This is a genomic window from Jatrophihabitans sp., assembly GCA_036399055.1.
Classification (GTDB): Bacteria; Actinomycetota; Actinomycetes; order Mycobacteriales; family Jatrophihabitantaceae; genus Jatrophihabitans_A.
Map to the genome: position 1 here is coordinate 60653 of DASWNX010000006.1, position 26871 is coordinate 87523.

Annotated in this window: 24 protein-coding genes; 17 read left to right on the forward strand and 7 right to left on the reverse strand. The window is 68.0% G+C overall.

The annotated features are described in order from the left end of the window. The first annotated feature begins 104 nt into the window (after nucleotides 1–104). Together ahcY and VGB75_02285 are read left to right on the forward strand one after the other, a co-directional pair. Entirely contained in the window at nucleotides 105–1565 is a 1461-nt protein-coding gene (gene ahcY, locus VGB75_02280; GenBank protein HEY0165846.1) for an adenosylhomocysteinase, read from the forward strand. Nucleotides 1566–1818: 253 nt separating this feature from the next. Further along, the gene (locus tag VGB75_02285) at nucleotides 1819–2604 is read left to right on the forward strand and encodes a GAF and ANTAR domain-containing protein (protein HEY0165847.1); all 786 of its coding nucleotides are present in this window, start codon (nucleotides 1819–1821) and stop codon (nucleotides 2602–2604) included. Here VGB75_02285 and VGB75_02290 read toward each other — a convergent pair. The 5 genes from VGB75_02290 to VGB75_02310 all read right to left on the reverse strand — a co-directional run bounded on the left by VGB75_02290 (nucleotide 2595) and on the right by VGB75_02310 (nucleotide 7712). Beyond that, nucleotides 2595–3086, reverse strand: a complete 492-nt coding sequence (locus tag VGB75_02290) for a hypothetical protein (protein ID HEY0165848.1) — start codon at nucleotides 3084–3086, stop codon at nucleotides 2595–2597. The two genes, VGB75_02285 and VGB75_02290, sit on opposite strands and share 10 nt — an antisense overlap. Beyond that, nucleotides 3070–3207, reverse strand: coding sequence for a hypothetical protein (locus tag VGB75_02295; GenBank protein HEY0165849.1), 138 nt, complete (start codon nucleotides 3205–3207; stop codon nucleotides 3070–3072). The genes VGB75_02290 and VGB75_02295 overlap by 17 nt, the downstream gene beginning before the upstream one ends. A 142-nt stretch (nucleotides 3208–3349) precedes the next feature. Next, complete coding sequence (locus VGB75_02300; protein ID HEY0165850.1) at nucleotides 3350–4516, reverse strand: aminotransferase class I/II-fold pyridoxal phosphate-dependent enzyme; 1167 nt, start codon at nucleotides 4514–4516, stop codon at nucleotides 3350–3352. Nucleotides 4517–4782: 266 nt separating this feature from the next. Continuing rightward, complete coding sequence (locus VGB75_02305; protein ID HEY0165851.1) at nucleotides 4783–6036, reverse strand: cation:proton antiporter; 1254 nt, start codon at nucleotides 6034–6036, stop codon at nucleotides 4783–4785. A 236-nt stretch (nucleotides 6037–6272) separates the two neighbouring features. Beyond that, nucleotides 6273–7712 carry a phosphatase PAP2 family protein gene (locus VGB75_02310; protein ID HEY0165852.1) on the reverse strand — a complete coding sequence of 480 codons (1440 nt, stop codon included), beginning with the start codon at nucleotides 7710–7712 and terminating at the stop codon, nucleotides 6273–6275. Between the two features lie 172 nt (nucleotides 7713–7884). Here VGB75_02310 and VGB75_02315 point away from each other — a divergent pair, with 172 nt between their 5' ends. The 13 genes from VGB75_02315 to VGB75_02375 all read left to right on the forward strand — a co-directional run bounded on the left by VGB75_02315 (nucleotide 7885) and on the right by VGB75_02375 (nucleotide 21215). Continuing rightward, nucleotides 7885–8616, forward strand: coding sequence for an HAD-IA family hydrolase (locus tag VGB75_02315; protein ID HEY0165853.1), 732 nt, complete (start codon nucleotides 7885–7887; stop codon nucleotides 8614–8616). Then, a complete protein-coding gene (locus tag VGB75_02320) occupies nucleotides 8613–9782 on the forward strand; it encodes a transaldolase family protein (GenBank protein ID HEY0165854.1) in 1170 nt (389 codons plus the stop codon). The genes VGB75_02315 and VGB75_02320 overlap by 4 nt, the downstream gene beginning before the upstream one ends. Further along, complete coding sequence (locus tag VGB75_02325; GenBank protein ID HEY0165855.1) at nucleotides 9779–10504, forward strand: hypothetical protein; 726 nt, start codon at nucleotides 9779–9781, stop codon at nucleotides 10502–10504. The genes VGB75_02320 and VGB75_02325 overlap by 4 nt, the downstream gene beginning before the upstream one ends. Further along, nucleotides 10501–11250: an SDR family oxidoreductase gene (locus VGB75_02330; protein ID HEY0165856.1), complete on the forward strand. Its 750-nt coding sequence runs from the start codon at nucleotides 10501–10503 to the stop codon at nucleotides 11248–11250. Before VGB75_02325 ends, VGB75_02330 begins: the two co-directional genes overlap by 4 nt. A 79-nt stretch (nucleotides 11251–11329) precedes the next feature. Continuing rightward, on the forward strand, nucleotides 11330–12484 hold the full coding sequence (locus tag VGB75_02335; protein HEY0165857.1) for a hypothetical protein: 1155 nt from the start codon (nucleotides 11330–11332) through the stop codon (nucleotides 12482–12484). Next, nucleotides 12481–13254, forward strand: a complete 774-nt coding sequence (locus tag VGB75_02340; GenBank protein ID HEY0165858.1) for a class I SAM-dependent methyltransferase — start codon at nucleotides 12481–12483, stop codon at nucleotides 13252–13254. Before VGB75_02335 ends, VGB75_02340 begins: the two co-directional genes overlap by 4 nt. 31 nt (nucleotides 13255–13285) lie before the next feature. Next, nucleotides 13286–14605 carry an MFS transporter gene (locus VGB75_02345; protein HEY0165859.1) on the forward strand — a complete coding sequence of 440 codons (1320 nt, stop codon included), beginning with the start codon at nucleotides 13286–13288 and terminating at the stop codon, nucleotides 14603–14605. A gap of 87 nt (nucleotides 14606–14692) precedes the next feature. Beyond that, nucleotides 14693–15694, forward strand: coding sequence for a dihydroxyacetone kinase subunit DhaK (gene dhaK / locus VGB75_02350; GenBank protein ID HEY0165860.1), 1002 nt, complete (start codon nucleotides 14693–14695; stop codon nucleotides 15692–15694). A gap of 3 nt (nucleotides 15695–15697) precedes the next feature. Then, complete coding sequence (dhaL, locus tag VGB75_02355; GenBank protein ID HEY0165861.1) at nucleotides 15698–16333, forward strand: dihydroxyacetone kinase subunit DhaL; 636 nt, start codon at nucleotides 15698–15700, stop codon at nucleotides 16331–16333. A gap of 86 nt (nucleotides 16334–16419) precedes the next feature. Next, nucleotides 16420–18957, forward strand: a complete 2538-nt coding sequence (gene ptsP, locus VGB75_02360; GenBank protein ID HEY0165862.1) for a phosphoenolpyruvate--protein phosphotransferase — start codon at nucleotides 16420–16422, stop codon at nucleotides 18955–18957. 119 nt (nucleotides 18958–19076) lie between these two features. Further along, nucleotides 19077–19298 carry a hypothetical protein gene (locus VGB75_02365; GenBank protein ID HEY0165863.1) on the forward strand — a complete coding sequence of 74 codons (222 nt, stop codon included), beginning with the start codon at nucleotides 19077–19079 and terminating at the stop codon, nucleotides 19296–19298. A gap of 185 nt (nucleotides 19299–19483) precedes the next feature. Then, the gene (locus VGB75_02370) at nucleotides 19484–20197 is read left to right on the forward strand and encodes an endonuclease/exonuclease/phosphatase family protein (GenBank protein HEY0165864.1); all 714 of its coding nucleotides are present in this window, start codon (nucleotides 19484–19486) and stop codon (nucleotides 20195–20197) included. A 115-nt stretch (nucleotides 20198–20312) separates the two neighbouring features. After that, the gene (locus VGB75_02375) at nucleotides 20313–21215 is read left to right on the forward strand and encodes a nuclease-related domain-containing protein (protein ID HEY0165865.1); all 903 of its coding nucleotides are present in this window, start codon (nucleotides 20313–20315) and stop codon (nucleotides 21213–21215) included. A gap of 88 nt (nucleotides 21216–21303) precedes the next feature. Here VGB75_02375 and VGB75_02380 read toward each other — a convergent pair whose 3' ends face one another. Further along, nucleotides 21304–21597, reverse strand: a complete 294-nt coding sequence (locus VGB75_02380) for a DUF1918 domain-containing protein (GenBank protein ID HEY0165866.1) — start codon at nucleotides 21595–21597, stop codon at nucleotides 21304–21306. A gap of 226 nt (nucleotides 21598–21823) precedes the next feature. On the opposite strand from VGB75_02380, the gene VGB75_02385 reads away from it, so the two are divergent. Beyond that, on the forward strand, nucleotides 21824–23263 hold the full coding sequence (locus tag VGB75_02385; protein HEY0165867.1) for a hypothetical protein: 1440 nt from the start codon (nucleotides 21824–21826) through the stop codon (nucleotides 23261–23263). A 623-nt stretch (nucleotides 23264–23886) separates the two neighbouring features. Here the strand turns inward: VGB75_02385 and VGB75_02390 are convergent. Further along, nucleotides 23887–25563: a DUF262 domain-containing HNH endonuclease family protein gene (locus VGB75_02390; protein HEY0165868.1), complete on the reverse strand. Its 1677-nt coding sequence runs from the start codon at nucleotides 25561–25563 to the stop codon at nucleotides 23887–23889. Between the two features lie 843 nt (nucleotides 25564–26406). Between VGB75_02390 and VGB75_02395 the strand changes: the two genes are divergently transcribed. Further along, the gene (locus VGB75_02395) at nucleotides 26407–26823 is read left to right on the forward strand and encodes a hypothetical protein (protein ID HEY0165869.1); all 417 of its coding nucleotides are present in this window, start codon (nucleotides 26407–26409) and stop codon (nucleotides 26821–26823) included. Nucleotides 26824–26871: the final 48 nt, after the last annotated feature.

Below are 26871 nucleotides of genomic sequence, written 5' to 3' on the forward strand. Positions count from 1 at the left end.
AGGAGGTGCCCTTTGTTACGTCCTCCTCCACACGTAACCGGCTGTTCGGGCCGTCCCGCTGACCTGGGACCCCTACGGTCATCACTCGTCACCCGGAAGGAATCATGAGCACAAGACTGCAGAACGTTAACGGAATTGACTTCGCGATCGCCGACATCTCGCTCGCGGAGTACGGCCGGCACCAGATGCGACTGGCCGAGCACGAGATGCCCGGCCTGATGGCGATCCGTCGTGAGTTCGCCGACGCCCAGCCGCTGCGCGGCGCCCGGGTCGCGGGTTCGCTGCACATGACCATCCAGACCGCGGTGCTGATCGAGACCCTGGTGGCGCTCGGCGCCGAGGTCCGCTGGGTCTCCTGCAACATCTTCTCCACCCAGGACGAGGCCGCCGCGGCTGTCGTGGTCGGCCCCAACGGCACCCCTGACAAGCCCACCGGCACCCCGGTCTTCGCCTGGAAGGGCGAGACGCTGGCCGAGTACTGGTGGTGCACCGATCAGCTGTTCGACTTCGGCCAGGGCCGTGGGCCGAACATGATGGTCGACGACGGCGGCGACGCCACCCTGCTGGTGCACAAGGGTGTGGAGTACGAAGCAGCCGGCGCGGTGCCCCAGCCTGCCGAGGACGACCACGAGGAGCTGCAGCAGATCCTGAAGACGCTGACTGACAGCATGGCCCGTGACAAGCAGCGCTTCACCCGGATCGCCGCCGACATCAAGGGCGTCACCGAAGAGACCACCAACGGCGTCAAGCGGCTGTACAAGCTCGCCCAGGACGGCCAACTGCTGTTCCCGGCGATCAACGTCAACGACTCGGTCACCAAGTCGAAGTTCGACAACAAGTACGGCATCCGGCACTCGCTGGTCGACGGCATCAACCGCGCGACCGACGTCATGCTGGCCGGCAAGCTCGCCGTCATCTGCGGCTACGGCGACGTCGGCAAGGGCGCGGTCGAGTCACTGCGCGGCCAGGGCGCGCGCGTGGTGGTCACCGAGATCGACCCGATCTGCGCGCTGCAGGCGGCCATGGACGGCCTGCAGGTCGTCCGGGTCGAAGACGTCGTCTCTGAGGCCGACATCTTCATCACGACCACCGGTGGCCGGGACATCATCATGGTCGACCACATGGCCCAGATGAAGCACAACGCCATCGTGGGCAACGTCGGTCACTTCGACACCGAGATCGACATGGCCGGCCTGGGCCGCGTGCCCGGGATCAAGAAGGTCGAGGTCAAGCCTCAGGTGCACGAGTGGACCTTCCCCGACGGCCACGCCATCATCGTGCTGTCCGAGGGCCGGCTGCTCAACCTCGGCAACGCCACCGGCCACCCGAGCTTCGTGATGTCGAACTCGTTCACCAACCAGACCATGGCCCAGATCGAGCTTTACACCAAGCAGGGCGAGTACGAGAACCAGGTCTACGTGCTGCCCAAGCACCTGGACGAGAAGGTGGCCCGGTTGCACCTTGAGGCGGTCGGCGCGCGCCTGACCGTGCTGAGCAAGGAGCAGGCCGAGTACCTCGGCGTCGACGTCGAGGGCCCGTTCAAGTCCGACCACTACCGCTACTGATCCCGCCGCTGCCCAGTCGGCGCCGGTGAACGGCGCCGGCTGAGCCGCGAAGATCACCAGCAACGCAACACCGGCCCGAAGTCGCCACCGGCGGCTCCGGGCCGGTGCTTTTTCTCGGACAAGGCGCGCTCACGCCGAGGCCGTCCTCTGCCCGGCTGCCCCGTGCAGACACCCTTTCGCTAGTGTGGACACAAAGCCGACGGAGGGTTGAGAGCCCAACTCCCCCGCCGCAGTCACGGAAAGCTCCACGCCCATGACGCTGTTCGAAAGCCCCGGCGAGAGCGACCACCCCGCCTTCACCGCCAAATCAGACCTTGCCCGGTCCTTCCGGGCCGCCTGGGCTGGCGGCCGCGATCAGGCCACGGCGATCCCGGAGCTACTGCCGGTCAGGCTGGCACGGGCCTGCGTGCAGGTCCTGCCGGTCGTCGGAGCAGGGCTGAGCCTGCTCAATCACGACTTCAGGGTGCCGGTGGGCGCCAGTGACGAGGTGGCAAGTCACGCCGAGCGCTTGCAGTTCACCCAGGGCGAGGGGCCCTGCCTGGACGCGGCCCGCACGAGCCGGATCGTGATAGCCGCCGAGGCAGACATCCGACGGCAATGGCCGCTGTTCGCCGCCGAGTTCTTCAAGCAGACGCCCTACCGGGGAGCGCTGTGCGTGCCGCTGCGGCTGAGCGCCGAGACGGTGGGGGCACTGGACCTGTTCGTCATCAATCCCGAGGATCTGGCCCACATCAGCCTCGCCGACGCCGTCTCGGTCTGCGACCAGATCATCGATGCCCTGACCATCGCCCAGGCCATCACCGGTTCGGTGAACGCGTTCTCCGACGAGCCCGAACCGATCTGGCTGCAGAGCGGGGCGGTCCGCAGCCGCACCAACGTCTGGGTGGCGATGGGAATGCTGATGACGCGGCTGGGCGCCACCGCCCCGGACGCCCTGGCGGTGTTGCGCGGCTACGCCTTCAGCCACGACACCGTACTCGACGATGTCGCCGACGCCCTGGTCCAGGGCCAGCTGGAGGTGGAGCAGGTTCAGGCCTGAAGCGGCCGCACCCTCGGCATGGCCCGCCGCGCCGCGGCGAGGGCGAAGGCGGCGGTGAGCACGACGACGCTCTCCGAGGCGACCGAGAGCACGCCGAGTGGCTCCAGCCAGTAGCCGACATCACCGGCCAGCAACGGAAAGCTCACCAGCCGGGTGGCCGCGTAAGCCAGCACCGCCGACCCGCAGGTCAGGGCCGACAAGGCGTAGACCGCCGGGGGGTCCCAACTGACCGCGACGCTGGCCAGGCCGACGCACGCGGCCGTGAGCACCACGAACAGCACGCCGATGTAGGGCGCCTCCTCCAGGTGGACGGCGATGACGGGCAGGTGAGCCGCGGCAGCGGTCAGCATGGCCGGCACCATCAGCCAGCGCCAGCGTGACTGCTGGCGCTGGGATAGAAACGCCGGGACCGGAGCTCGCCGGGAGGCGGGGCGTCGAGCGCTGGTGCTCCGCGGCAGCTCGAACTCAGTGCTCGTGCTCACCGTGCTCACCATGCTCCCCGTGCTGCTCGGCGTGCTGATGGCTCGGGGCGTGGCTCGGCGTGGCGGCCGTGGTCGCTTGGGCGATACCCAGGCCGCCGACGACGGCGATCAGGGCAGACATCGCGAACACTCCCGCCCGTCGCCGTGATCTTGCGATGACTCTCATTGTCAGCTCCCCTGCGCCGGCCTCCGATGGGCCGCTTCGTCAGGGAATTCGGGACCAGCCGGCTGACGGATTGCCCCGGCGGCCGATCAGCGACCTCTCAGGAAGGGCCCGGCCCGCCGGAATGGAGCCGAGCGCGCAGCCGACGGCTGGCCTCGGTCAGCGTGCCGGCCTGCTTGCACAGGGCGAAGCGGACCACGGTGGCAGCCTCGGGCACCGGTTGGGAGTAGAAGACCGACAGCGGCAACCCGGCCACTCCCTGGTCCACGAGCATCCGGTCACACCAGCTGGTGGCATCCTCGCCGACGTCGGCGAGGACATAGAACCCGCTGTCAGGCATGGCGGCCGGGATGCCGAGCCCGGTGAGGGTGTCCACGAAAGAGCTCACCCGCTGGGACATGCCCGCCACCGTGCCGGCGATCAGGTTCTCGAAGTCAGGGCTGTCAAGCACCCGGGCGACCGCCAGCTGCAAGGGCGTCGGGGGGCAGAAGGTGACGAACTGGTGCGCGGCCCGGATCCGGCGCGTCAGGCCCGGGCCGGCGATCGCCCAGCCGACCCGCCAGCCGGTGACGGCCAGGGTCTTCGACGCCGAGGAGACCTTGACCCGCAGCTCGGGGTCTGCGATCACGTCCGAGACGCTGCGATGCGCGCGGGAGCCCAGGTTGAGGTGCTCGTAGGTCTCATCCGAGACCACCACGACGCCCCGGGCGTTGGCCAGCTCGGCGACCGCGTTCCACTCGTCCTCGTCCAGGGAGCGCCCGAACGGGTTCCACGGGCTGTTGACGACGATCACCTTGGTGGCGGGGGTGGTCACCGCCGCCAGCGCGGCGGCGTCCAGCCGGGCGTCGAGGCCGGGCAGCCGGATCGCCCGCACGACCCCGCCGAACGCGGTGATCACCGGGCCGTACTGCTCGTAGGCCGGCTCGACCACGATCGCCTCGTCACCTGGCCTGATCAGGGCCGCCATGGTGCTGTAGTACGCCTCGGTCGCTCCGGCGCACACGGTGATCTCGGTGTCCGGGTCGAGCGGGCCGTACTTTCTGGCCAGCGCAGCCCGTAGCAGCGGGTGCCCGGCGCTGGGCGCGTACTGGTGCTCTGCGCCCTCTCCCACCGCTGCCAGCGCCGCCAGCACCTCTGGCGGCGGCCCGTGGTCGAAGACGCCCTGCGCGAGATTGACCGCGCCGTGCCGCACGGCGGCGGCCGGAATCCGGACGAACACCGACTCCGTGGGGACGGCGCCGGCGGGCGGCTGGGTGATGCGAACCATCGGTGCTCCTCTGTGAGCGGTTAGGCCAGCGTCAGGCGCCGACGGCGGATCAGTTCAGCGGTCAAGGTGTCAGCTAGCACCACCAAGACCGTAGACGGTCGCCGACCGGAGATCAGACTGATGACCATCCCGACCAGCAGCAGGTCGAGCAAGGTCGTGGGCCACCGTAGACGCCGAAGGGCGATTACGCTCACCGCAGTTCGAACACACCCCCAGGGCAGTTCGCACACCCCAGGGCAGTTCGCACACACCCCAGGCGAGCCGACTCAGCGAGGGCTGTGCGCAGCCGCGAGTTCAGCGGTGTCCCGCTCGATCTGCTCGCGCGGGTACAGCACGCTCACCAGCGGGCCCGCCATCATGGTGGTGAGCACTGCCATCAGGACCATCAGCGAGTACAGCTGGTCGTCGAGGAAGCCCAGCTGCAAGCCGACGCTCAGGATCACCAGCTCGGTGAGCCCGCGGGTGTTCATCAGGGCGGCCAGCACCCCGGCCTCTCGCTTCGGCACGCCCTGCAGGCGTGCGCCGAGGTAGGCGCCGCCCATCTTTCCGGAGATCGCGACGAACATGATCATCGCCAGCTCTCCCCAGGCGGAAGAGCCCAGATCCGACAGGTCCACCTTGAAGCCGGCGACGACGAAGAAGATCGGCAGCAGCACCACCAACGTGGCAGGTTCCAGCCGCTTGGTGAGCTGGTGCCGCACTCCGTCGAGCCCGTCGCGGGGCATGATCGCGCCGAACAAGAACGCGCCGAAGATGAAGTGCACCCCCATCCACTCAGTTGCCCAGGCCGACAGGAGCAGGCCCACCACGACGGGCGCCAGAAGCTCCGACGCCGCCTTACTCCGGCTCAGGTGGGCCGCGGACAGCCGCGCGAGCAGGGGGCGGACCACCAGGAACAGCAACGCCACGAAGGGCGGCAGCAGCAGGGTGCGCCACTGACCGGCGCCGCCGCTGACCGTGACGGCGATCGCCAGCAGCGACCAGGCGAGCACGTCGTCGACCGAGGCGCTGGCCAACGCCACCGACCCCACATGGGTGCGGTTCATCCGCCGATCGGACAGGATCCGGGCCAGCACCGGAAACGCGGTCACCGACATGGACGCCCCGAAGAAGAGCACGAAGCCGAGCTTGTCGTTGTCTGCGCCGTGGGCGGAGTACAGCAGCGACAGCGCCAGCACCGACCCCATCGTGAACGGCAGCACTATGGAGCCGAGCGACACGCTGACCGGCACCCGCTTACGCCCGGCCACTATGGCGTGTTCCAGCTCGCAGCCCACGATGAACATGAACAGCGCGAGGCCGACGTTGGCCAGTGCGGCCAGCATCGGCCGGATCTCGGTGGGGAACAACGTCGCGGCGATCTGGCCGTTGAACAGCGTGGGTCCGATCGCGATCCCGGCGACAATCTCTCCGATCACCGGCGGTTGCCCGATCCGGCTGGCAAGCATGCCCAGCACCTTGGCCAAGACCAGGATGACGACCAGCCCTAAGAAGAGCACTTCGACTTGATGGGCTGTCATGGGGCCAAGCTCCTTCGCGCGCATCGGCGTGGGCAAGCGTTAGCCCCTTGCCGAATACGGTAAATGGCCCCCAAGTTGGTCACATCGCGCTGATGGTCAAATTTAGGAAAGGCGTTTCAAATCTATGAAAAGCCCGTCAAAGTTTATGAATTGGCAGCTGAAGCCAGCAGCTCAGCGGGAACCGAACTAGGCACAGCGGTGATGACACACTCAGATAACCCAGCGTTCACAAGGCATTACCGCGTAGGGAGCGCGTCGGCGCCGCCGCGATAGACGACTAGGGCCTCCCGGCGCACCGAGAACGTCACCTTGTTCGGCGCGTCGGTCACCTCGCCGTCGCGGGCGAGGTAGCCGGGCGGCCCGGAGGTCGTGACCGTGAGGCTCGGGGTGCGGGTCTCGACGTAGCGTGAGCTGCGATACAGGTCTCCGGTGAGCGCGCCGAGCAGCAGCCGCCACCGCGCGCCGGAGAGGGCTGAGTCGACCAACCGCACGTCCAGTTGACCGGAGTCCATCGCGCTGCGCCAGCGAGGCACGAAGCCGCGCGGAGAGTAGCCGCCGTTGCCGATGAAGATCATGACCAGCCGGCGCCGCACACCGTCGACCTCGGCTTCCAGCGGCGGGCACTTGCGCAGCACCTGGGCGATTGCCCACGCCGCGGCCACCGGCTTGCCGACCCGCTGCTCCCAACGCTCCCGGATCTTGACGAACTCCGGGTAGCTGCCGAGGCTGGCGGTGTTGAGGAACAGCTTTCCCTCGGCGTCACCGACATCGACGCAGATCGCCCGACCGGCGGCCAGCGCCTCGACGGCGTCCTCGACGTCGGTCAGCTCCAAGTCGGCGGCGAAGTGGTTGAAGGTGCCGGCCGGCACCACCAACAGCGGCACCCCGGCGTCCACGGCAGCCGTGGCCGCCGCGTTGATCGTGCCGTCCCCGCCGGCGACGCCGAGCACCTCGGCGCGCTTGGCGGCCGCCCGCATCGCTTCGACGACGTCATCGGCCTCGCCCAACTCCACGATCTCGGCGGCGGGCAGGGCCTGGCGCAGCTGTGCGGCCACCCCCTCGTTGCCGCCACCGCCGGACAGCAGGCTGACCACCAGCACCACTCCCTGCCCGGCCGGACGGGGCGGCTGCGGACGGGCCGGGGCGCTGTCGACGCGCACCGGCTCGGGGTGGCGCGCCGGCACGGCTGCCGCCCCGATGCCGGCCACGGCGGCGCCCAGGGCCGCCCCGGCAAGCACATCGCTGGTGAAGTGGACGCCGGTGAAGATCCGGGAGAAGCAGACCGCCCCGGCCAGCGCCCCGATCGGCGCCGCGAGCTCGGGGAACTCGAACCCGACCGCGACCGCGAAGGCCGCCGCGGAGGCGGAGTGCCCGGACGGAAACGAGCTGGACGTGGGCACGTGGTGAGCGATCCGGGCGGTGGGCACGTCACGCAGCAGCGGACGCCTGCGGGGCACGGCGCGCTTGCCCACCTGGTTGGCCAGCAGGCTGGCGACCGCGATCGACCCCAGTCCCCGGACCGCCGCGCGACGCGGCCTGGTGTCGCCACTGGCGAGCAGGGCGGCCGAGATCGCCATCCACAGTTTCGACTTGTCAGCCGCGCGGGTGAGCAGCGGCAGCCCTCGCTCAAGGACCGTCGGCAGCGGCGCCGCGCCGATCCGGGCGCTTACCGCCACATCCCAGCGGCTAACGGTCGAAAACGCTCCGTGATCCATCCGGCAAGCCTAGTGGCCCGAGCGCTTGGCGTGTGGTCGATGTGCTGTCAGCTGGGGCCTCACGCGCGCCTGCTGTCGAAACGATCATGGCAATTGTCTTGTTAAAGCCTGATTGACAAGGTTCTATAGATAAATGGAATTAGCCCGAATTGCCGCAGACACCGGTGGGCGAGGTTCCAGGCTGCCGAGCAGGCCGGCCGACGCGGCGATCGAGGCCGTCCTCTTCGACTGCGACGGCGTTCTCGTAGACAGTGAATCGCTGTCGGCTTCCATTCTCAGCGCGATGCTCGACGAGCGAGGAGTCACGCTCGGCTTCGCCGCGGCGCTGGACCTGCTGCGCGGCCGGAAGGTCGCCACCTGGGTCGCCGAGCTGTTCGCCGGGTCGGCGCTGGCGGGCTCGCAGGAGACGTTCACCCGCGACTACCGGGCCCGCGTCTCCACGGCCTACCGCCACGAGCTCCAGGCCGAACCGCACGCCCAAGAGCTTCTCGACGGAATGGACGTGCCGTATTCGATCGTGTCCAACGCGCCTGAGTGGAAGATCCGCGATGGCCTGACGTGCGCGCGGTTGGAGGCGGGCTCGGCCCATCAGCTCGTCAGCGCCTATGACCTGCAGTCATGGAAGCCGGAGCCCACCGTCTACCTGCACGCCGCGGCCGGGCTGGGTGTCGCGGCTGAACGCTGCCTGGCGGTCGAAGACAGCGACGCGGGCGTCCGCGCGGCGCACGCGGCCGGGATGCGGGTCATCCACTACACCCGCGACGACGCGGTCCCGACCCACCCGTTGGCCGTTGCCCGAAGCCGGCACCACGCGCAGACACAGCTCATCATCGCGTCCCTCGCCACCCAAGGAGCTGCCGTATGACTGGCCAGATCATCGCCTCGCCCACCGGCGCGCAGTCACCACAGGGCATCGGCGGCCATGCCGCCCTGGCAGGGCAGATTCGCGCTGCTCGAATCGCCAACCCGGCCATTGAATTCTGGTTCGACAGTCACCCGCGCATCCAGTCGCCGGACACGCCGGCCGGTGAGGCGGTCGCCGACACCCTCGGTCATTACGGCCCGTCCTCGGCAGGATCACCCGAGCTCGCGGCCGAGCTGACCGGTGTGACGACCAATCCCAACCTCATCGAGGAGTACGACGCCGTGGTCCGGCGACGCACCAGTGCCACCGACCCGCGCACAGCCGCGACGCGCGATCGGAGTTACCCCGCCCACATCGCCTCGGCGGCCGAGGCGATGCGCGAGCTGCACGACCGCTCTGCCGGACGGTACGGCTGGGTGTCGGCGCAGGTGTCGCCGCGTCACACCTTCGACACCCGCGCCATCGTCGAGGAGGGTCTGCGGCTGGCCGCGGTGGCCAGGAACGTGATGGTCAAGGTCCCCGGCTCCCAGCAGGGCTACCGGGCCATCGAGCACCTGGTCGGCTGCGGGGTCTCGGTGAACGGCACTCTGAGCTTCAGCCTCGCGCAGTTCGAGGCCTTCGCCACCGCTGTCGCCTACGGTCGCGGCCGGCTCAGCAGGTCCGAGAACGACGGCGTGCGAACGGTGGTCACGCACATGGCGGGCAGGGTCGGCGACGCCGTGCGCGCCTACAGCCGAGCCGAGGTGAGCCTGCGCAGCCTGCGAGTGGCCGAGGCCGCGCTGGCCCGGCGCGGCGCGGACCTGGTCGCCCAGATCGAGCCGCACAGCTCGATCCTGATGTCCAGCGTGCGTATCGACGCCGGAGCCGCCGAAGAATGCCTGCACATCAGCGCCACCCTCGACAAGCCGATCGCCTACACCATCAACCCCGGCACCTACGCGGCGCTCGAGCGGGTCGACATCGCCGCCGTCTTCCATCCCGGGACCGACCTGCTCGACGAGGTGGACGCGCTCGGCGCCGGCGCCGCCGCGCACGAGCTGATCCGCCCGCTGTTCAACCGCGCCCTGCCCGCAGCTGAGTTCTGGACCATGCCGCAGTTCCTGCAAACCCTGGCCGAGGCCAGCTCGTCGCACCTGAAGCTGATGGGCGGGGGGCACGCGGCATGAGACTGTCCCTGTGGAGCCATCCGCGCTCGCGATCGACTGCGCTGGAGCGCTATTTCGACAACCGGGGCGACGTCATCACCCACCATGAGGTGCTCGCCGACTACTACTACATCCACCGGCGCGCCGAACCCATCGAGCACGCCCAGATCGAGGGCGACACAGGGCGGACCTACGAAGAGGCCGCCCGCATCCTGCTCGGCCCGGCCGACCGGCCCGTCGTGCACAAGGATTTCCCGTACCACGCCATCGACGAGCTCTGCGCCGACTCGCGCTGGCTCGACGGCCACCATGCCGTCCTGGTGCGCGAACCCCGCGAGACGATCTACAGCAACCTCAAGCTCCGCACCCAGGTCACCGGCAAGAACCTCGGCTACGCCGACCTGTGGCGGTGGCACCAGCACCTCAGCGCCGCAGGCAGCCGGCTGCAGGTCATCGACGCCGAGCAGCTGAACGCAGACCCCGTCCAGACCGTCAGCTCTCTCTGCCGGTTCGCCGGGCTGCCCTTCGACGAGGGGGGCCTGAGCTGGCAGGCCGACATGAGCGACTCCTGGACCAAGTGGGCCGGCTGGCATGTCGAGGTGGCCCAGAGCCGCGGGTTGGGGCGCCCCGCGAGCGTCCCCGCCGACTGGGTGGTCCCGCCGGAGCTCGACGGCGTGTACGCCGAGGCCTGCGACGTGTACACCGCCCTGCGCAAGACGACACTCGGAGAGGTGAGGCTGTGACGACGGCAAGACAGAACTCGACCGGGCGGGGAACCTGCGTCGTGACCGGCGCCGCGAACGGCATCGGCCGGGCGCTGGCTCACCGGCTGGCAGACGCCGGCTACGAGCTGCTGCTGGTCGATGTCGACGGGGCCGGCCTGGACAAGGTCGCCGGCGAACTGCCGGCCCCGCCATGGACCGTGACCGCGGACCTGTCCGGGCGCTCGGGCGTCGAGCAGGTGTGCGAGGCGATCGGCAAGATCGACCATCCCGTCGCCCTGGTCAACAACGCCGGGATGTACCGCGGCAATCCGTTGCACACCTATGACGTGGCGATGATCGAGGGAGACTACTGGGTCAACGTGCTGGCCCCGATGCTGCTCACCCAGGCCTACGCGACGCCGCTGGTCGAGCGGGGCGAGCTTGGCTGCGTCGTCAACCTCTCCTCCACGGCTGGGGAGATCGGCAGCTCCGACGCCGTCTACGGATCGTCGAAGGCGGCCGTGATCGGCCTCACCAAGTCCCAGGCGATGAACTACGCACCCTGGGTCCGGGTCAACTGCGTGTCACCCGGCCTGGTGCGCGACACCGCTATCGAGGACCGGATCCCCGCCTACCGCCACGCCGAGTACGCCCGCCAGGAGCAGTTGAGCACCCGCCTGGACGCAGCCTCGGTGGCCGAGGTGATCGAGTTCCTGATCTCACCGGCCAGCCGCAACCTGACCGGCAAGGTCATCCCCGTGGACAACGGCGCCTATCCGCGCTGATCGAGCGGCGCCGCTCATCCGTCGCCGATGACCGCCGCCCTTCCGATCACCCCACTCAGCACAGCCGAAGGAGCACGTCATGCAGCACCTGAGCCCGGTGGGACACCACCGCGTCCTCATAGTCGGTTACGGCGATCTGGCGAAGAAGATCGCCAACGCCCTCGTCCTCGACCAGCGGTTGGACGCCATCGCCGTCACGTCCCGGTCGGAGGAGCAGATAACCCGGGACTCCAACCTGCTGAGGTTCACCGGCATCAACCACGGTTTCCGGGGTGAGGTGAGCGGGCATGTCGTGGACCTGCAGCAGCCGGCGTCGGCGGTCGAGGTCCTGGACCGGTTCCAGCCGACGATGGTGATCAACTGCGCCTCGGTCCAGTCCTGGCGGCGGCTCACCGAGCTGCCCGCCGCGCTGTACCGCGAACTCGACGAGGCCCAGTTCGGCCCGTGGCTGCCGATGCACCTGGCCCCCGTCCACACACTCAGCCAGGCGCTACGCGCGCATGCCGGCGCCCCTGTGCTGGTCAACTGCGCCTTCCCCGACGCGGTGGGGCCGGTGCTGGCGCCGCTGGGACTGGCGCCCACGATCGGCGCCGGCAACGTCGCCAACGTGGTGCCCGCTCTCACCTGGTCCGCGGCGCGGGTGCTGGGGCTGCCGATCGACGAGCTCGAGGTGCGGCTGGTGGCCCAGCACTATTACAGCCACCGGCTGCCGCGCGCCGGCGACGCGGGTGAGGCCGAGGCGGCGCTGGAGATCCGGCGCCGCGGAAAGGTCCTCGACACACGTTCGGACCTGGAGGCGATCCAGCATGGGGTCTCCACGTTCTGCCGCCGCACCGGCGGCGTCGACGGGCAGTCGCTGACCGCCTCGTCGGTGCTGTCGGTGGTTCGGGCGCTCATCGGCGACCGGCCGACGCTGGTGCACGCCCCGGCCCCGGGTGGGTTGCCCGGCGGGTACCCGGTGCTGGTGAGCCGGGCCGGCTTCGAGTTGAGCCTGCCGACGGGCATGGACCAGTCCGAAGCCGTCCGGATCAACGAGGTGGGCCAGTACGCCGACGGCATCGCCGCCATCGACCCGGTCACCGGCGCCGCTGCCATCCGGCCCGACAAGCTCGAGATCCTGCAGCGTCACTTCAAGGTGAACCCAGACCCGATCGAGCCGTCGACGGCCTGGCAGCGCGCGCATGAGATGCATGAGTCCTTCAGCGAGCTGCTGTCAGCCAGGAGCGCGGCATGAGGGCCGAACTCGCGACCGATCAGTACGGGCAGGGCTTTGCCGCCCGCTGGGACGAGCTGGTGGATTGGGACCGGCGGCTCGCGGTCGAGGGCGGTTTTCTGGATTGGATGATCGAATCCGCGCCGGGGCCGGCCCTGCTCGATATCGCCTGCGGCACCGGATTCCACGCCGCCCACTTCCTCGCCGCCGGTTATCAGGTCGACGCGATCGACGGCAGCGCCGAGATGGTGGAGCAGGCCCGGGCCAACCTGAAGGCGCCGCGTCCGGACGTGCGGGTCGAGCAGATGGCCTGGGATGACCTGCGACCGTTGTCGTCGCTGCGCTATGACGCGGTGATCTGCCTCGGCAGCTCGATGCCGCACGCCGGCGCAGAGCAGCGCCGGATCCTGCTCCGCCGGCTTCACGCCCTGCTGAACCCCGGCGGTGTGCTGCTGGTCGATCACCGCAATTTCGACTACATCGTCAAGCACCAGGCCATGCCACCCGGGCGCAGCGTGTACGCCGGAAACGTCAAGGTCACGCTGGAGGCCAGCGACGCGGCCACCACCACCTTCGGATACCGCTACATCGATGGGTTCTACCGAACGCTGACCGTCGAGTCGCTGAGCTTCGACGAGCTGCGCGATGATCTGCGGGCAGCGGGCTTCAGCCACGTCGACTCTTTCGGTGACCAGCGGTTGATCTCCTCGGCCGATGACTCCGGGTTCTTCCTCCACCGCGCGGTCCGCGCCGCGACCGGCTGGCCGTCCCCGGATGACTCGACCGACTGACCGTGACTTCGACGACGTAGAAGGAGCTCGCATGACCTCACGGATCGGCACCCCGGCGCAGCGCTGGTCGGCCGTGTTGTTGATCGCCGGATTCGTGGGAGTCACCTACGGCTTCGGCATCTACGTGTTCAGCCAGTTGCTGCCGACGATGTCTGACGACCTCGGATTCTCTTACGCCACCGCCGGCCAGATCACCGGCATCGGGCAGTTGCTGTTCATCGTGTTCGCCTTCGCCGCGACCTGGCTGAGCCACCGGTTCAACGGCGCCGTGGTGGTGGTGGGCTCAGCGGCGCTGTGCACGCTGTGCCTGATCGGCGTGGGGCTGACGAGCAGCACCGTGGTGCTCACCATCTGCCTGGCGATCGCCGCAGGCACGTCTGCCTCGGTGTACGTCCCGATCGTGGAGATGGTGCCGCGGCTGATCGAGGGCAACCGGCGCGGCACGGCCCTGGGCATCATCTCCAGCGGAACGACCTACGGGATCTTCGTCTCGGCCGCGGTCATCCCGGTGCTGACCGACACTGTCGGCTGGCGGGCGGTCTGGTTCGTGGTGGCCGGCGTCTCGGTCGCGCTCATCGTGGTCGCGGTCCGGCTGTTCTCGCGGCTGGGGCTGTTCCAGGACCTGCCGGATCCGGCGGCTGAGGACGCTGCCGCCGGCAGTGCTGGCGTGAGCGGCGGCGCCGCCGACCGGCCGCGAGCCCGGCGGTCGCTAGCTGCCGGTTTGGCGTTCATCAGCGTCTGGATGGTCGGGATCTGGGTCATCAAGTTCATGAACGGCTTCTCGTTCATGTCCTACCAGAACTTCCTGGCGCCGCTGCTGCGCGACCATGGCGGCCAGACGATCGGCTATTCCTCCGCGGTCTGGATGACGATCGCCGTCGTCGGCGCGTTCGCCGGCTTCGCCGTCGGCCGGCTCGGTGACGTCCTGGGCCTGCGACGCACGTTGACCATCTGCTACGGCCTGTTCCTGGCCAGCTGCCTGCTGCTCTACACCTCGCAGTCGGGGTGGTTGCCGTTCGTCGCGGCGATGCTGTTCGGGCTGAGCTTCTACCCGATCTACGGCCTGGTCCCCGCCTACGTCGGCAAGATCTCGACGGTGTCGCAGGCGACGCTGATCTTCGGCCTGGCCAACGTCTTTCAGGGCGCCGGCGGCGTCGTGGGCAACCTGACCGGCGGATCGGTGGCCACCGACACCGCGTGGCTGCCGAACTACTACCTGCTGCTCGGGGCTGGCGCGTTCGTGCTGGCTGCGGCGACCCTGGCGTTGCCCTCGGACCGCGCCACGCGTCGCGCCGACGCTGCGACCGGCTCCGGCACCGACACCTCCCGGGAGGCTGTCGAAGCCCACTAGCGACGCCGACCACGCGGTCAGCTGCCGGCCTGGCAGAGTGAAAGACGCCTGAGCGACACCACGAACTCGAGCAGGAGACTCATCAGCATGAAGAAGCTCATCAACGATCCGCAGGACGTCGTCGCCGAGGCGCTGCTGGGCATCGAGGCAGCGCATCCGGAACTCAACGTCGACCATCGCCACAAGATCATCTATCGGGGTGACGCGCCGCGGCCCGGCAAGGTCGGGATCGTCTCCGGCGGCGGCTCGGGGCATGAGCCGCTGCATGGCGGGTTCGTCGGGCTGGGCATGCTGGACGCGGCCTGCGCGGGTGAGATGTTCACCTCTCCGGTGCCGGATCAGGTGCTGGCCGCGACCAAGCTCGTCGACGGCGGCGCCGGCGTGCTGCACGTGGTCAAGAACTACACCGGCGACGTGATGAACTTCGAGATGGCCGCGGAGCTTGCGGCGGCCGACGGCGGCACGCAGGTCGTCTCGGTGGTCACCGACGACGATGTCGCAGTGCAGGACAGCACGTGGACCGCAGGCCGGCGCGGGGTCGGCGCCACGGTCCTGCTGGAGAAGATCGCCGGCGCCGCGGCCGAGCAGGGCCGGCCGCTGGATCAGGTGGCAGCGATCGCCCGCCGGGTCAACGCCAACGCCCGCAGCATGGGCCTGGCGCTCACCTCGTGCACGGTTCCGGCCGCAGGCAAGCCGACCTTCGAGATCGGCCCGGACGAGATGGAGCTGGGCGTCGGGATTCACGGTGAGCCGGGCCGCACCCGGGTGCCGCTGGCGCCGGCCCGTGACATCGCCGAGATGCTCCTCGAGCCGGTGCTGGCCGACCTGCCGTTCAGCAGGGGCGATCAGGTGATCGCCTTTGTCAACGGCCTGGGCGGCACACCCCTGATCGAGCTTTACGTCATGTACAACGAGGTGAACCGGATCCTGCTCGGCCACGGCGTGCAGGTGGCGCGCTCGCTGGTGGGCTCCTACATCACCTCACTCGACATGGCCGGCGCGTCGGTCACGCTGCTCAAGCTCGACGATGAGCTGCTCTCACTGTGGGACGCCCCGGTGCGCACCGCGCGACTGAGCTGGGGCGCCTGACTCATGGGCGGGACGGTCACGGTGGCGGGTGTGGGCAGCTGGATCCGAACCTTCGCCGAGCTCGTCGCCGAGCACAAGGACAGCCTGACCGAGTTGGACGCTGCGATCGGCGACGGTGACCACGGCGCGAACATGGACCGCGGCATGCGGGCGGTGGTCACCGCGCTGGAAGAGGCTGAACCCGCCACTGCGTCGGCGCTGTTCAGCAAGGCGGGCATGACGGTGGTCTCCACCGTCGGCGGCGCCAGCGGCCCGCTGTTCGGAACCCTGTTCCTCCGGATGGGAACGGCGCTCGGCGACAGCACCGAGATCTCACTGGCCCAGCTCGCGACGGCCTTGCGGGCCGGACTGGACGGGGTCCTCGCCCGAGGCAAGGCCGAAGCCGGGGACAAGACCATGGTGGACGCGCTGGCGCCGGCCGTGACGGCATTGGAGGAGGCCGCCGCTGCCCGGACGAGCATGGCCGAGGCGCTGGGGCTGGCGCTTTCCGCTGCCGAAGGCGGGCGGGACGCCACGACGCCGATGCAGGCCCGCAAGGGCCGCGCGAGCTACCTCGGCGAGCGCAGCGTCGGGCATCAGGACCCCGGCGCGACCACCGTCGCGCTGCTGATGGCGGCCGCCGTCCGGGCGTTGCCGTGAGCTCTGGCGGCGCTTCTGGTGGCGCTCCTGGCGGCGCTGGGAGTCCGGGCGGCGCTGGGAGTCCTGGCGGCGCTGGAAGTCCTGACGTGCCGCTGGTGGGGTTGGTGGTGGTCTCGCACAGCCGGGCGCTGGCCCGCGCGGCGGTGTCGCTCGCCTCGGAGATGTTGCACGACAGCCCGGTGCGGATCGCGGTGGCCGCCGGGCTGGACGAGGACACCCTGGGCACCGACGCCGTCGCCATCAAAGAAGCCATCGAGCAGGTGGACGGCCCCGCGGGCGTGGTGGTGCTGATGGATCTCGGCAGCGCGGTGCTCAGCGCCGAACTGGCCCTGGAACTGCTCGAAGATCCGGACGCGCGCGATCGCATCACGCTGTCGGCGGGGCCGCTGGTCGAGGGGTTGGTGGTGGCGGCCGTCGCCGCAGCCGGTGGAGCCCGGCGCGTCGAGGTCGCGGCCGAAGCGCAGAACGCGCTGCTGGGCAAGGCCGCTCAGCTGACCCCGTCGGGGGTTGCGCCTTCTACGGAGGTCGCGCCGACCACGCAGGCTGACGAGCCGGTGACGGTGACGGGCGAGTTCACCGTTGCGAACATTCATGGTTTGCACGCCCGACCTGCCGCCCGACTGGTCAGTGAGCTGCGCGGGCTGGACGCCCAGGTGCGGCTGCGCAACCTCAGCACCGGCGCCGGGCCGCTGCCGGCGGGCAGCCTCAGCAGGGTCGCCACGCTCGGTGCGCTGCGAGGCCATCGGGTAGAGGTGCTGGCCTCGGGTCGGCAGGCGACCGAGGCGGTCGAGCAGGTGCTCGCGCTGGCCGCGCGCCAGTTCGATGAGCCGCTGGACGACGCCACGGAGTCCGCGCAAGCGCCCGTGCCAGTGCAGTCAGGTCAGGCGCGATCAGGTCAGGCGCAGTCAGGTCAGGCGCAGTCAGGTCAGGCGCGGCGGGCCGGGCCGCTGCCGGCCTCGCCTGGAATCGGCATCGGCCCGGTGCGGCTGCTGACTTACGCGCCACCGGCTTCGGCGCCAGCGGCTGCCCGTCGCGGCCAGCCGAGCAGTCCGGCGGATGAGTGGCGCCACGTCGAGACGGCGCTGGCAGCGGTGCGAGGGGAGATCGGGCGACATCAAGCGCTCGCCCGCCAGACCGGGCCACAAGAAGCGCGGATCTTCGACGCCCACTTGTTATTGCTCGACGACGATGAGGTGATCGCCGACGTCAAGGCACGGCTGGCCTCTGGCGCGGACGCGGTGACCGCCTGGGTCGATGCCCTGGCGGTCGTGGAGCGGCAGTGGTCCGAGCTGGAAGATCCCTACCTACGGGCCCGCGCCGAGGACGTCCGCGCGGTCGGCGCGCAGGTGGTCTCCACCCTCGCCGGCGCCGCCCCGGTCGCGATGAGCGGGCCGGGTGTCCTGGTCGCGAAGGAGCTCACGCCCGGGCAGGCCGCCGAACTCGACCGCGACTGCGTGCAGGGCATCGTGCTCGCCGACGGCAGCCCGAGCTCGCACGCAGCGATTCTGGCGCGCTCACGCGGGATTCCGGCCGTCGTCGACGCAGGCTCGGACGTGCTGGGACTGGCTGAGGGCACTCTGGTCGCTCTGGACGGCAGCACCGGCGAGCTGATCGTCGACCCGCCGGCTGCGACGGTGGCAGAGTTTCGCCGGCGGGCGGCTGAACTGGCGGCTCGGCAGAGCGAGCACCGTGCCGCCGCCGGCACGCCGGCGCGCACTGCTGACGGCGCCCGGGTCGAGGTCGCCGCCAACGTGGGCTCACGCGCAGACGCGTTGACGGCGGCTGCTGACGGCGCGGACAGCGCAGGCCTGGTGCGCACCGAGTTCCTGTTCCTCGACCGCGAGGTGGCGCCGGATGTCGAGGAGCAGGTCGCGGAGTACCTGGCGATAGCCGAGGCTCTGCCAGGCCGCCGGATCACGCTGCGCACCTTGGACGTCGGTGGCGACAAGCCGCTGAGCTACCTGCCGATGCCGGCGGAGGACAACCCGTTCCTCGGCCACCGCGGCATCCGGCTCACCCTCGACCGGCGTGAGCTGTTGCTCGTCCAGCTCACGGCGATCTGCGAGGTCGCCCGGCAGGCGCCTGTCAACGTCCTGTTCCCGATGGTCAGCACCGTCACCGAGCTTCGGCAGGCGCGGCGCGTGCTCGACGAGGCGGCCGGTGTTCGCGGCCTGCCCGAAGGGCTGCGAGTCGGTGTGATGGTCGAGGTGCCGGCCGCGGCGCTCAAGATCGCGACTTTCCTCCCCCACCTGGACTTTCTCAGCGTCGGCACCAACGACCTGACCCAGTACACGCTCGCGGCGGAGCGGGGCAACGCCGCGGTAGCCGCTCTGTTCGATCCGCTGGACCCGGGCGTGCTCAGGTTGATCGGGCGGGTCTGCGAGGTTGCTGGGCCTGTTCCGGTCGCGGTCTGCGGAGAAGTCGCCGCCGACCCGGCTGCGGTCCCGCTGCTGATTGGGCTCGGGGCGCGGGAGCTGAGCGTCTCGCCGCGCTCGGTGCCGTCGGTGAAGGCGCGGGTCCGGGAACTCGACGTGGCCCGCTGCGCTGCCCTGGCGCGGACCGCCCTCGACCTGGAGGACGCCGCGGCCGTCCGGGAGCTGGTCGGGTCGGCGCTCTCCTGCTGACGCTGCCGAGCTAGGACCTGCGGTCAAGGGACGCCGAGCCTCCCCCGGGCAGTGCCAAAACTCTGCAGTTCGGCTTCTGCAGTTGGCTTCTGCGGGCGTTCTCGGACAGACTCGATGTCATGGCAAAGGACAAGGCTGAATCAGACACCAGCTCAGATGACCACGTGGCCGGCAGCAGGGCCACCGGCGGAGTGGAGAACCCCGACGCGCCCGATCAGGGCAGCACCACCGGGACCACCCCCTCGTCTGAGTTCGTCGGGCGGGTAGCCGGGATCGATGAGAGTGACGTCGGCGAGAGCGGCGCCGAGGCCCGGGCCGCGGCTGGCGAGGGCAACGACTAAGCCTTCTTCGTGGCGACAGCGACTACGCGTCCTCGCGGTCGGCAGCCAGGTCCTGTGGTTTGTCAGGCCGGCACCGGCACTTGAAGCCGTTCCGGAAGACGGGCGATCACGCCTTCCAAGGCGTCATGGCCGTGCCGAACTCCTAGTGACGCGTGAACGAACGACTCTCGTGACACGATGCGGGTGTGCGCGTGGCGACCTGGAACCTGGAGCGGGCCGCTCCTGAGAGCCAAGCTGGCGTTCTGCAGCTCGCGACGATCGAACAAGCCGCCGCGGACGCATGGGTGTTCACCGAAGCTCACGAAGCCCTTGCTCTCCCAGGCTACGAGACGACCAGCAGCCACCCGATGCTCACCATTGAGCCCGCCCGGTTCGCCACGATCGCCGCTCGCAGTCTGCGAGCGCTACCGCTCCCCGAGCTTCCGACCGGGGTGGCCGCCATCGTCGCCGCGAACGGACGGGACTGGCTCGTCGTCGGCGTTTGCATGCCCTGGCGACACGACGCGCCGGCCCTCCCGTCCGGCGCGGGTGGTGGCGCCACGACCGGCTCTGAGCAGTGGCGAGCTGTCTTGGCCTGCCTCGATAGCGCCCTGCGCCGCCTCCTCGCGCTCGTTCCGCACAAGCCACTCCTCCTCGCCGGCGACTTCAATCAGACACTCGAGGGCTATGTCGTCGGTAGCCGGCAGGGCAGAACGTTGCTCGCTGATCTGCTGTCCCGTCACGCCCTAAGCGCCTACACCGCGACCGAGCCGTCATCGCTCACCGGCTGCTACTCCATCGACCACATCTGTGGGCCGGACGACGCCGACGCGCGTGCCTGCACCTGGAAGCCGGCGCTGGCAGGCCGCTCGCTACGCCCGATCACCGACCATGCCGGCTACCTGGTCAGCCTGACGTAGCTCGCGCGGTCGCGCAGTCCCCCTGGCGATCTCATGCTTGCGAGTCAACGCGACCTAGGTCAGACTTCACGTCACGCTCACATTGTGGCAATACCCGAGGCGAGGGGGACTTGCTGTGCCGATCGACGTCTCGCCCTCCGGAGGGCCAGCGCGTCCTCTCAAGATCATGGCGCTGCGTCGCCCTGGCGCCTGTGCCTGCGGAACCGACCTTGCTGCCGGCGATCAAGCCGCGTGGGACCGAGCCACTCGAACGGTGCAGTGTTTGCCTTGTGCTCAATCCACGCCGCCGATGGCGGCGGACAGCGAGCCTTCCACCCCGGTCGAGCCCGCGGTCGAACTCGGTATTGCCGGCGGCTCAGCCCAGCAGGAGTTCGACCGGCGTCACGCCAAACGCGAAGAGCGCGTGCGCAGCGCCCATCCCCGGCTCGGCGGCTTGATCCTGGCGCTCTCCGATGACCCTCAGTCCACGACGGCGTGGAAGTCCGGCGCAGTGGGCGAACGCAAGCTCGGCGCCAAGCTGACAAGCCTGGGCGACACCGTCATCGCGCTGCACGATCGGCAAGTGCCTAAGAGCCGAGCGAATCTGGATCACCTCGTTGTCGGCCCAGCCGGTGTCTACGTCATCGACGCCAAGCGGTACAAGAACGCCAAGATCGCGGTGCGGCGATCGGGCGGCTTTCTCACACCCACCCGGACGCAGTTGATGGTCTCGGGAAGGGACAAGACCAAGCTCGTCGACGCGATGACGTGGCAGGTCGCCGCCGTGCGCGCCGCGCTGGCCGCAAGCCCCGAATTCGCCGATGCGCCGATAACCGCGGCGCTGTGCTTCATCGACGCTGAATTCCCGTTCTTCGGCACCATTGAGATCGGCGACGTGCGGGTGCGCGGGCTAGGCGGCACAGCCAAGCTTGTCTCGGCAGCCGGCCCGTTCGACGCTGCGACCCGCGATCGCCTCGCTCGGCGCCTCGCCTCAGAGCTACCTGCCAAGCCGCCGAGTAACCCTGCGAGCGGTGGCTGAAAGCAGCGTCGACACCGGCCGGCTCGGTACGGGCCAATGCCCACACCAATCAGGTGGTGAGACTGGCCTTCGTCGGCGAGGCGCCGTCTTACCGGTGGCTGACCCGCTGGTTCTGCTGCAGGTCCAGCTTTGAGAGTTCGGCTTCGCTCATCACCTGCGCGTCAGGGCCGGGGAACACCAGCGCCTGGGTGCCGGTGTCGGCCCAGCGGACCAGGTAGGGAGGCCTGCCCTGATGGCCGCGCACTTCCAGAATGCGACCCCGACGGGGTCGAAGGGAGTCTGTGCGTGCTCGAACCAGAAGCCAGTCGCCGGTGCTTGCCATCGTCGCCCCCGAGTCTCGTCCACCGATTCGCGGTGGTAAGCCGTGAACTACTTGAGCCATCCTGCTGGTCAGCAAGCCGTGTGTTGTCAGTCGAAGATCCCGATTCTCGCCGCCGCAGGACCGCTGCCAGTTTACGCCCGTGCGAGGCGGGAGTCGCTGCGTCCGGCCGACTGTGGATCAGCGCGGATAGGCATGTTTGGGACGTCCGTTTAGTATCAGCACTATTCACCCGATTATTAGTTTGCCTCGCGCCGCCGGCGCTTACGAGGTTGCCATAGGAGGAAACGTGCGACTTCGCGCACCCATTCTGATCTCAAGCCGGTCGCGGCGGACGTCACTGCGAGCGCTGGTGATCGCGATGTTCGTCCTGGCGACCCTGCCACTGATCGGAAACCGGGATGCCCAAGCCGTCGTCCCGCTCCTGACGAACACGCAGCGGCAGGCCTACCTGAACTACTACGCCCCGGTGATCTTCAAGCGGGGCGATGAGAACAACAGCCAGGAGGGCAGCGACTGGTTGTCGAACTACGACTTCGACCGCGACGGCGACTACTCGAACAACCGGCTGAACTGGCGCAACGTCAACCAGTACGCGATGTGGGGCGCCAACAGCCACTGGCGCATCCGGCCCACGCTGTACACCGCGCTGATCGAGTCGACCACCAACGGCGTCAAGAGCCTTGTGTTGATTTACCACGTGTACAACGCCGCTGATAAGGACTTCGCCGAGATCCACGACTGGGAGCGCGTCGAGATCGTCGTGCGTGGCGTCACCGGCACGCCCGGCAGCACGGGAGAGGCATTCGTCTACGCGACACTCACCAGCCACAAGGACCACGTCATGCGCCGGGCCTCTGACAGCGCGGTGAAGTTCATGCCCACCTCGACGGGTAGGCATCTGCTGCTGTGGCAGGCCGACGGCAGCAACTTCGACCAGCCGAACCCGCACGGCCACGAGTTGCGCTTCGCCACCACCCCGTGGAGCACTGTCGCCTCACGGATGGAAAGCACGGTCAAGGCCGAGGTCGACATCAACAACGACAACGAGAAGAACGTGCATTACGCGTTCGTCCCCGAGGGCTCCTCGGCGGCGGTCGCCTCCTGGCGGGCTCAACCGGTTAACCCCACCACCGCCTACAGCTTGGCCAGCAAGGTCGACAACGGCACGGCGGTGACCTGGCAGGCGATCAAGCGCGTCACCTACGAGCTGCAGGACCTTGCCGACGTCGTGCCGACGCACTGGCAGCACTCGAACTGGTACACCCACTGGCTCAGCAGCAAGTCCAGCGACGTCCTGCTGGAGGGCCCGGTGATCTCAGAGGCCGGAGCGGCAGAAGTCAGCGCCGGCCTGCAACGCTTCTACACCGCCTCACGTGACAGTGGAAAGTCCGACCTCACCGACGGCCGCGAAGGCATCCTGTCCAAGAACTGGTTCTACGGCGCCTATTCCGGCGAGGAGAACGCCGACGAGATCTCGGGCTCTGATGACTTCGGCGGTTATGAGGGTCTCGGTCTCGACAGCACCGGCCGCAGCCGAGGCGCCGCCAGCGGGGACTACGCCTCCCACAACGCCTACTGGCGTCAGCACGACTTCTTCCTCCACACCGGTGTCGTGGACACCGCGGACCGCCGGGAGGCGGGCACCTGGCTGATCGGCCAGTGGTTCACACCCGCCAACGGAGGCTTTGACGGCCGATGGGTTCAGTTGTTCGACGACCGGCCCTGACATAGCGCACCCTGCGAGCTCGCGCGGCGGCGCGAGTCCAGGGTGGGACGTATCAAGCAGGGGATGCGCGGACGGCCGTAGCCACGAATGCTCCTTGCTATCGGCACTCAAGCTGGTTGACGCCAGCTAGAGAGCTGGGCGCTGAGGTAGATGGGAGTGCGACCCATCTTCATTCCAAATTCTGGATCCATGAGTTGGACCTCCTCAGCCTAGCGGCTGCGCCGATCAGCTTGAGGAGACGTTCGCCAGCGCCAAGTCAGCGATAGGCGTCATCGTCGGTGAAAATCCCATTGTGTGCCCAGGTGTTGCAAACTCCGCGGACCTCTATCGCGAACGATTCACCGGCCTTGCCAAGCCTGGCTGAACGGGCAACCGGCCCTGCTTGTAACCACCGGTTACTTCACCCTCAGTCAGAATCCGAAACTGCACCTGGGGGTCGTGCGGATCGTAGAATTTGCCGGTTGGGCCGCCGTTCTTCAAATCTTTGCCTGGACGGGCTTCGTCCACTCAGCCCTGAGCGAGGTGCCCAGGTGCCCGATCACTGAGGGGATGAGGTCATCGAGCGCAGGCGCGAGAAACCTGGAACATCCGATTCAATGCGGTCACGGTTGCTCAGCGCCATGTCAGATCAGCTCCCATTCCTCGGCGAGCAGCGTTGTCAGAGTCTCCTGGCGCGCTTCGATCACCTTCGGGGTCCACGAGGCCTGCCCTATCACCTGGGTGGTGAGGGCGAACACCGCGGACCCGCTTGAGGTACTGAAGTACCGCTGCTTCTTCGTCACAAAGTCGAAGTTATTAGCCTGACTGTTCTTACGGTGGTTGAGCAACAGCAAATTGCCGAGCCGATGCGTGAGCCGCTCGCGCTCTTCCTCGGTGAAGTCGGATAGCCACTGGCTGTCCTTCTTGGGCTTCTGCGGGAGGACGTGCTCGATGGAAATGATCTTATGGTTGTACGTGGCACCCGGATCCTTGGCCAGCAGTTCGTCGAGTCTTAGCAGAACGTAGCGGGCTCGCCGGGCCTGCATTCGGTAGATCTCGCCACGCAGCGCACTTAGCGAGAGCTTCCTGTCCTCGTCACTCAGCGCGAAGGAGGGGGATTCCAGTGCTGCCCCGCCCTTGAGCTCCTTCAACAAGTCGAGATACACGCCTATTCTCGGGGTCGTATAGGTCTGGCGGAGGAGAAAACTGGCGGCCAACCGCTCAAGCTTTTTAAGAAAGGCTGTGAGGAAGGCGGCATCGTCGGCGTGCTCAACCATGGCCCATAGCGCGCACGGCCTCCAGTCCTTGTTATCGATCATGTCTAGGCGCTTCAACCATCGGTTCACCGGCTCCCAATTGTCACCAGGACCAAAATCGTAAGCGATCGTGCGCTCGAATGCCTTGGCGTAGGGCAATAACAAGTCGTCGACGAACGAGGCCGCCTTTCCGTCGCTCAAATAGGCGTTTAGCACCTGCTTCGGGAACTCCTGCAGCAATTCCCGGCGAGCGCGTTCCTCACTTACAACTGTTCGCACGTCGCGGAACAGTTCGGTGAAGTCGTCGCTTCCGAGTGCCTCCTCAGCGTTCTCCCATCGCTTCGAGTAATCGGAACCTTCCGGCACCTTTCCGATGACCTGCGACTTGAAGATGTCGGCCGGGGTGAGGTCGAGACCGCGGGCGTTCATGACGCTAAAAATCCGGTACGCACTGTCAAGGTTGGGAGTGCTCACGACCACCAAGTAAGTGCGGGTACTGGCGAGCGTAGCAAGACTGCGCCGCTTGGTGTCATCCCAATCCGCAAGACGTTTGGCTAGGGCAGCGGCATTGTCGCGGATTGCTCGCTGAGGCTCGGTCGTCGCTGCAGCGTCACTCAAACCTATGAGCGACTCGATGTTGCCGGGCTCCTGAACGTACTTTCGAAAGAACGACGCGTCCTGTTCACGCAAGGTGAGCCGAGGTTTGGCTGGAACGCCGTCTAGTTCGTTGCCGGGATCCATTACCCGCGCAGCGAGGTTCCGGGAGAACTCCTCGCCCTCTACCATGTCGCGAAGGACCGAAAAGAGGATGGTCAGTGTCGTGAGTCGTTGCTGTCCGTCGATTACGTGAAAGGCCGAGTCGTTCTGCTCTACCAAGACTAGCGAACCAAGAAAGTAGGGCTCAGCGTCGTCGCGCCCGAGGGTTTCCTCCAGGTCGTCGAGGAGTTGAAGAGCCTGGTCCATCCCCCAACGATAGGCGCGCTGGTACTCGGGGATTTGAAACTCAAAATCACTTGAGAAGATTTTCCGCAGGGGATGCTCGTGCGCTGTGAGGTTTTTCTGCATCAGTTCTCCACGTCAAAGTCGAAGGCTCCTTGCGTGGCGGCAGGTTTCTAGCTGCACGTATTACCTCCTGACCGCCAACTTGCCAACCGTAGTCGAGGTCCGACACATCAGCTTGTCGGGTTTCAAGAATTGCGTCCCAAGGTGTGTTCGCAGTGTCCCGTTCGGCTTCACCGAACGATCACGTCCCTTCGATGGCCTTCCCATCATCAACACCCCACATCGGATAGGCGTTGCAACGACTCCTTGAACCCAGGCGCGCGGAAAGCTGCGTTAAGCTTGCCGGGTATGAGCGATGGAGGGGTCGGACCCCTACTACCGACATCGAGCGGACCTTCGACGAACAGCACTTGGCGCCAACTGGCTACCACGCAATTCTCGGACCGCGGCTAGTGCCGCTAGCCACTACGAGATGGGTGAGCTGAGGGACTCAAACCCCTGACCCCCACACTGCCAGGGTGGACGACGCACCTTTACAGGCCCCGGATTTCCTGAGGTACAGGCATCTACCCGTACATACCCGGTGCGGTTGACTGCCGTTGAATGCAGGTCAGAGCCGTTGCCTGCAGATCAGCCCTCCAGCCGCGCTCCAGACCGAATGGTGTGAGAACCATCAGCCGACTTACGCCACGCCTGTCCGCCGGGGTCGGTCCCGGATCGGCAACGCGCGGCTTCGCCCTCGAAATCCTTAGCGGCGCCGGCGCCGCCTGCGTCCAGCGAAGAGCCGACGGCCTATTGCGCAAGCTCAACGCATCGTAATTACATTCGTATTTCTCGACTTGACTACGATTGGTCCTCGAAGATACCCTCGCATTCCGCGATGGCCTTTACGGGGAAGGCGAGACAATGCCAGTAACCGAGGAGACCGACGCGATCGAACTCCTGACCCAAGCCCAAGCACTGATCGACCAGGCCCGCGCGCGTTTGGTGCAGGCCGCCGGCGAGGAACCCTCGCAACCAGTGCTCGGGTCCAGAGACCTCGCCCGGGTGCAGCGCTTCGGCGAAGTTGCCCATCGGCACCTCCGCCTCATCGAGACCCAGGGCTCCATGACCCTCGGTGAGAGCCTTGCCATCCGCCGAGAGCTATTCGGCCCTAAAGTCCAGACAACAGCCAACCTGTTTGGGGTCAAGGGCTCCGGAGCGCTCTTTCACCGAGGCACCCCGCATGCCAAAAACCGGCATGACGCTGACCCGGTGCACCTGACCGAGGAGGGCAAGCGCATCGCCGGTCTATGGCGAGAATTCCATCCGGACGCCCCATGATCCTGACTGCCTGACCCCGTCCCGAGCCGCGGCCGATCGACCTTGACC

What these genes read in the sequence shown, in the direction of transcription:
- ahcY (HEY0165846.1), top strand. Translation starts at nt 105, where the DNA reads ATGAGCACAAGACTGCAGAACGTTAACGGAATTGACTTCGCGATCGCC.
- VGB75_02285 (HEY0165847.1), top strand. Translation starts at nt 1,819, where the DNA reads ATGACGCTGTTCGAAAGCCCCGGCGAGAGCGACCACCCCGCCTTCACC.
- VGB75_02295 (HEY0165849.1), bottom strand. Translation starts at nt 3,207, where the DNA reads ATGTCTGCCCTGATCGCCGTCGTCGGCGGCCTGGGTATCGCCCAAGCG.
- VGB75_02300 (HEY0165850.1), bottom strand. Translation starts at nt 4,516, where the DNA reads ATGGTTCGCATCACCCAGCCGCCCGCCGGCGCCGTCCCCACGGAGTCG.
- VGB75_02305 (HEY0165851.1), bottom strand. Translation starts at nt 6,036, where the DNA reads ATGACAGCCCATCAAGTCGAAGTGCTCTTCTTAGGGCTGGTCGTCATC.
- VGB75_02315 (HEY0165853.1), top strand. Translation starts at nt 7,885, where the DNA reads ATGGAATTAGCCCGAATTGCCGCAGACACCGGTGGGCGAGGTTCCAGG.
- VGB75_02320 (HEY0165854.1), top strand. Translation starts at nt 8,613, where the DNA reads ATGACTGGCCAGATCATCGCCTCGCCCACCGGCGCGCAGTCACCACAG.
- VGB75_02325 (HEY0165855.1), top strand. Translation starts at nt 9,779, where the DNA reads ATGAGACTGTCCCTGTGGAGCCATCCGCGCTCGCGATCGACTGCGCTG.
- VGB75_02335 (HEY0165857.1), top strand. Translation starts at nt 11,330, where the DNA reads ATGCAGCACCTGAGCCCGGTGGGACACCACCGCGTCCTCATAGTCGGT.
- VGB75_02340 (HEY0165858.1), top strand. Translation starts at nt 12,481, where the DNA reads ATGAGGGCCGAACTCGCGACCGATCAGTACGGGCAGGGCTTTGCCGCC.
- VGB75_02345 (HEY0165859.1), top strand. Translation starts at nt 13,286, where the DNA reads ATGACCTCACGGATCGGCACCCCGGCGCAGCGCTGGTCGGCCGTGTTG.
- dhaK (HEY0165860.1), top strand. Translation starts at nt 14,693, where the DNA reads ATGAAGAAGCTCATCAACGATCCGCAGGACGTCGTCGCCGAGGCGCTG.
- dhaL (HEY0165861.1), top strand. Translation starts at nt 15,698, where the DNA reads ATGGGCGGGACGGTCACGGTGGCGGGTGTGGGCAGCTGGATCCGAACC.
- VGB75_02365 (HEY0165863.1), top strand. Translation starts at nt 19,077, where the DNA reads ATGGCAAAGGACAAGGCTGAATCAGACACCAGCTCAGATGACCACGTG.
- VGB75_02380 (HEY0165866.1), bottom strand. Translation starts at nt 21,597, where the DNA reads ATGGCTCAAGTAGTTCACGGCTTACCACCGCGAATCGGTGGACGAGAC.
- VGB75_02390 (HEY0165868.1), bottom strand. Translation starts at nt 25,563, where the DNA reads ATGCAGAAAAACCTCACAGCGCACGAGCATCCCCTGCGGAAAATCTTC.
- VGB75_02395 (HEY0165869.1), top strand. Translation starts at nt 26,407, where the DNA reads ATGCCAGTAACCGAGGAGACCGACGCGATCGAACTCCTGACCCAAGCC.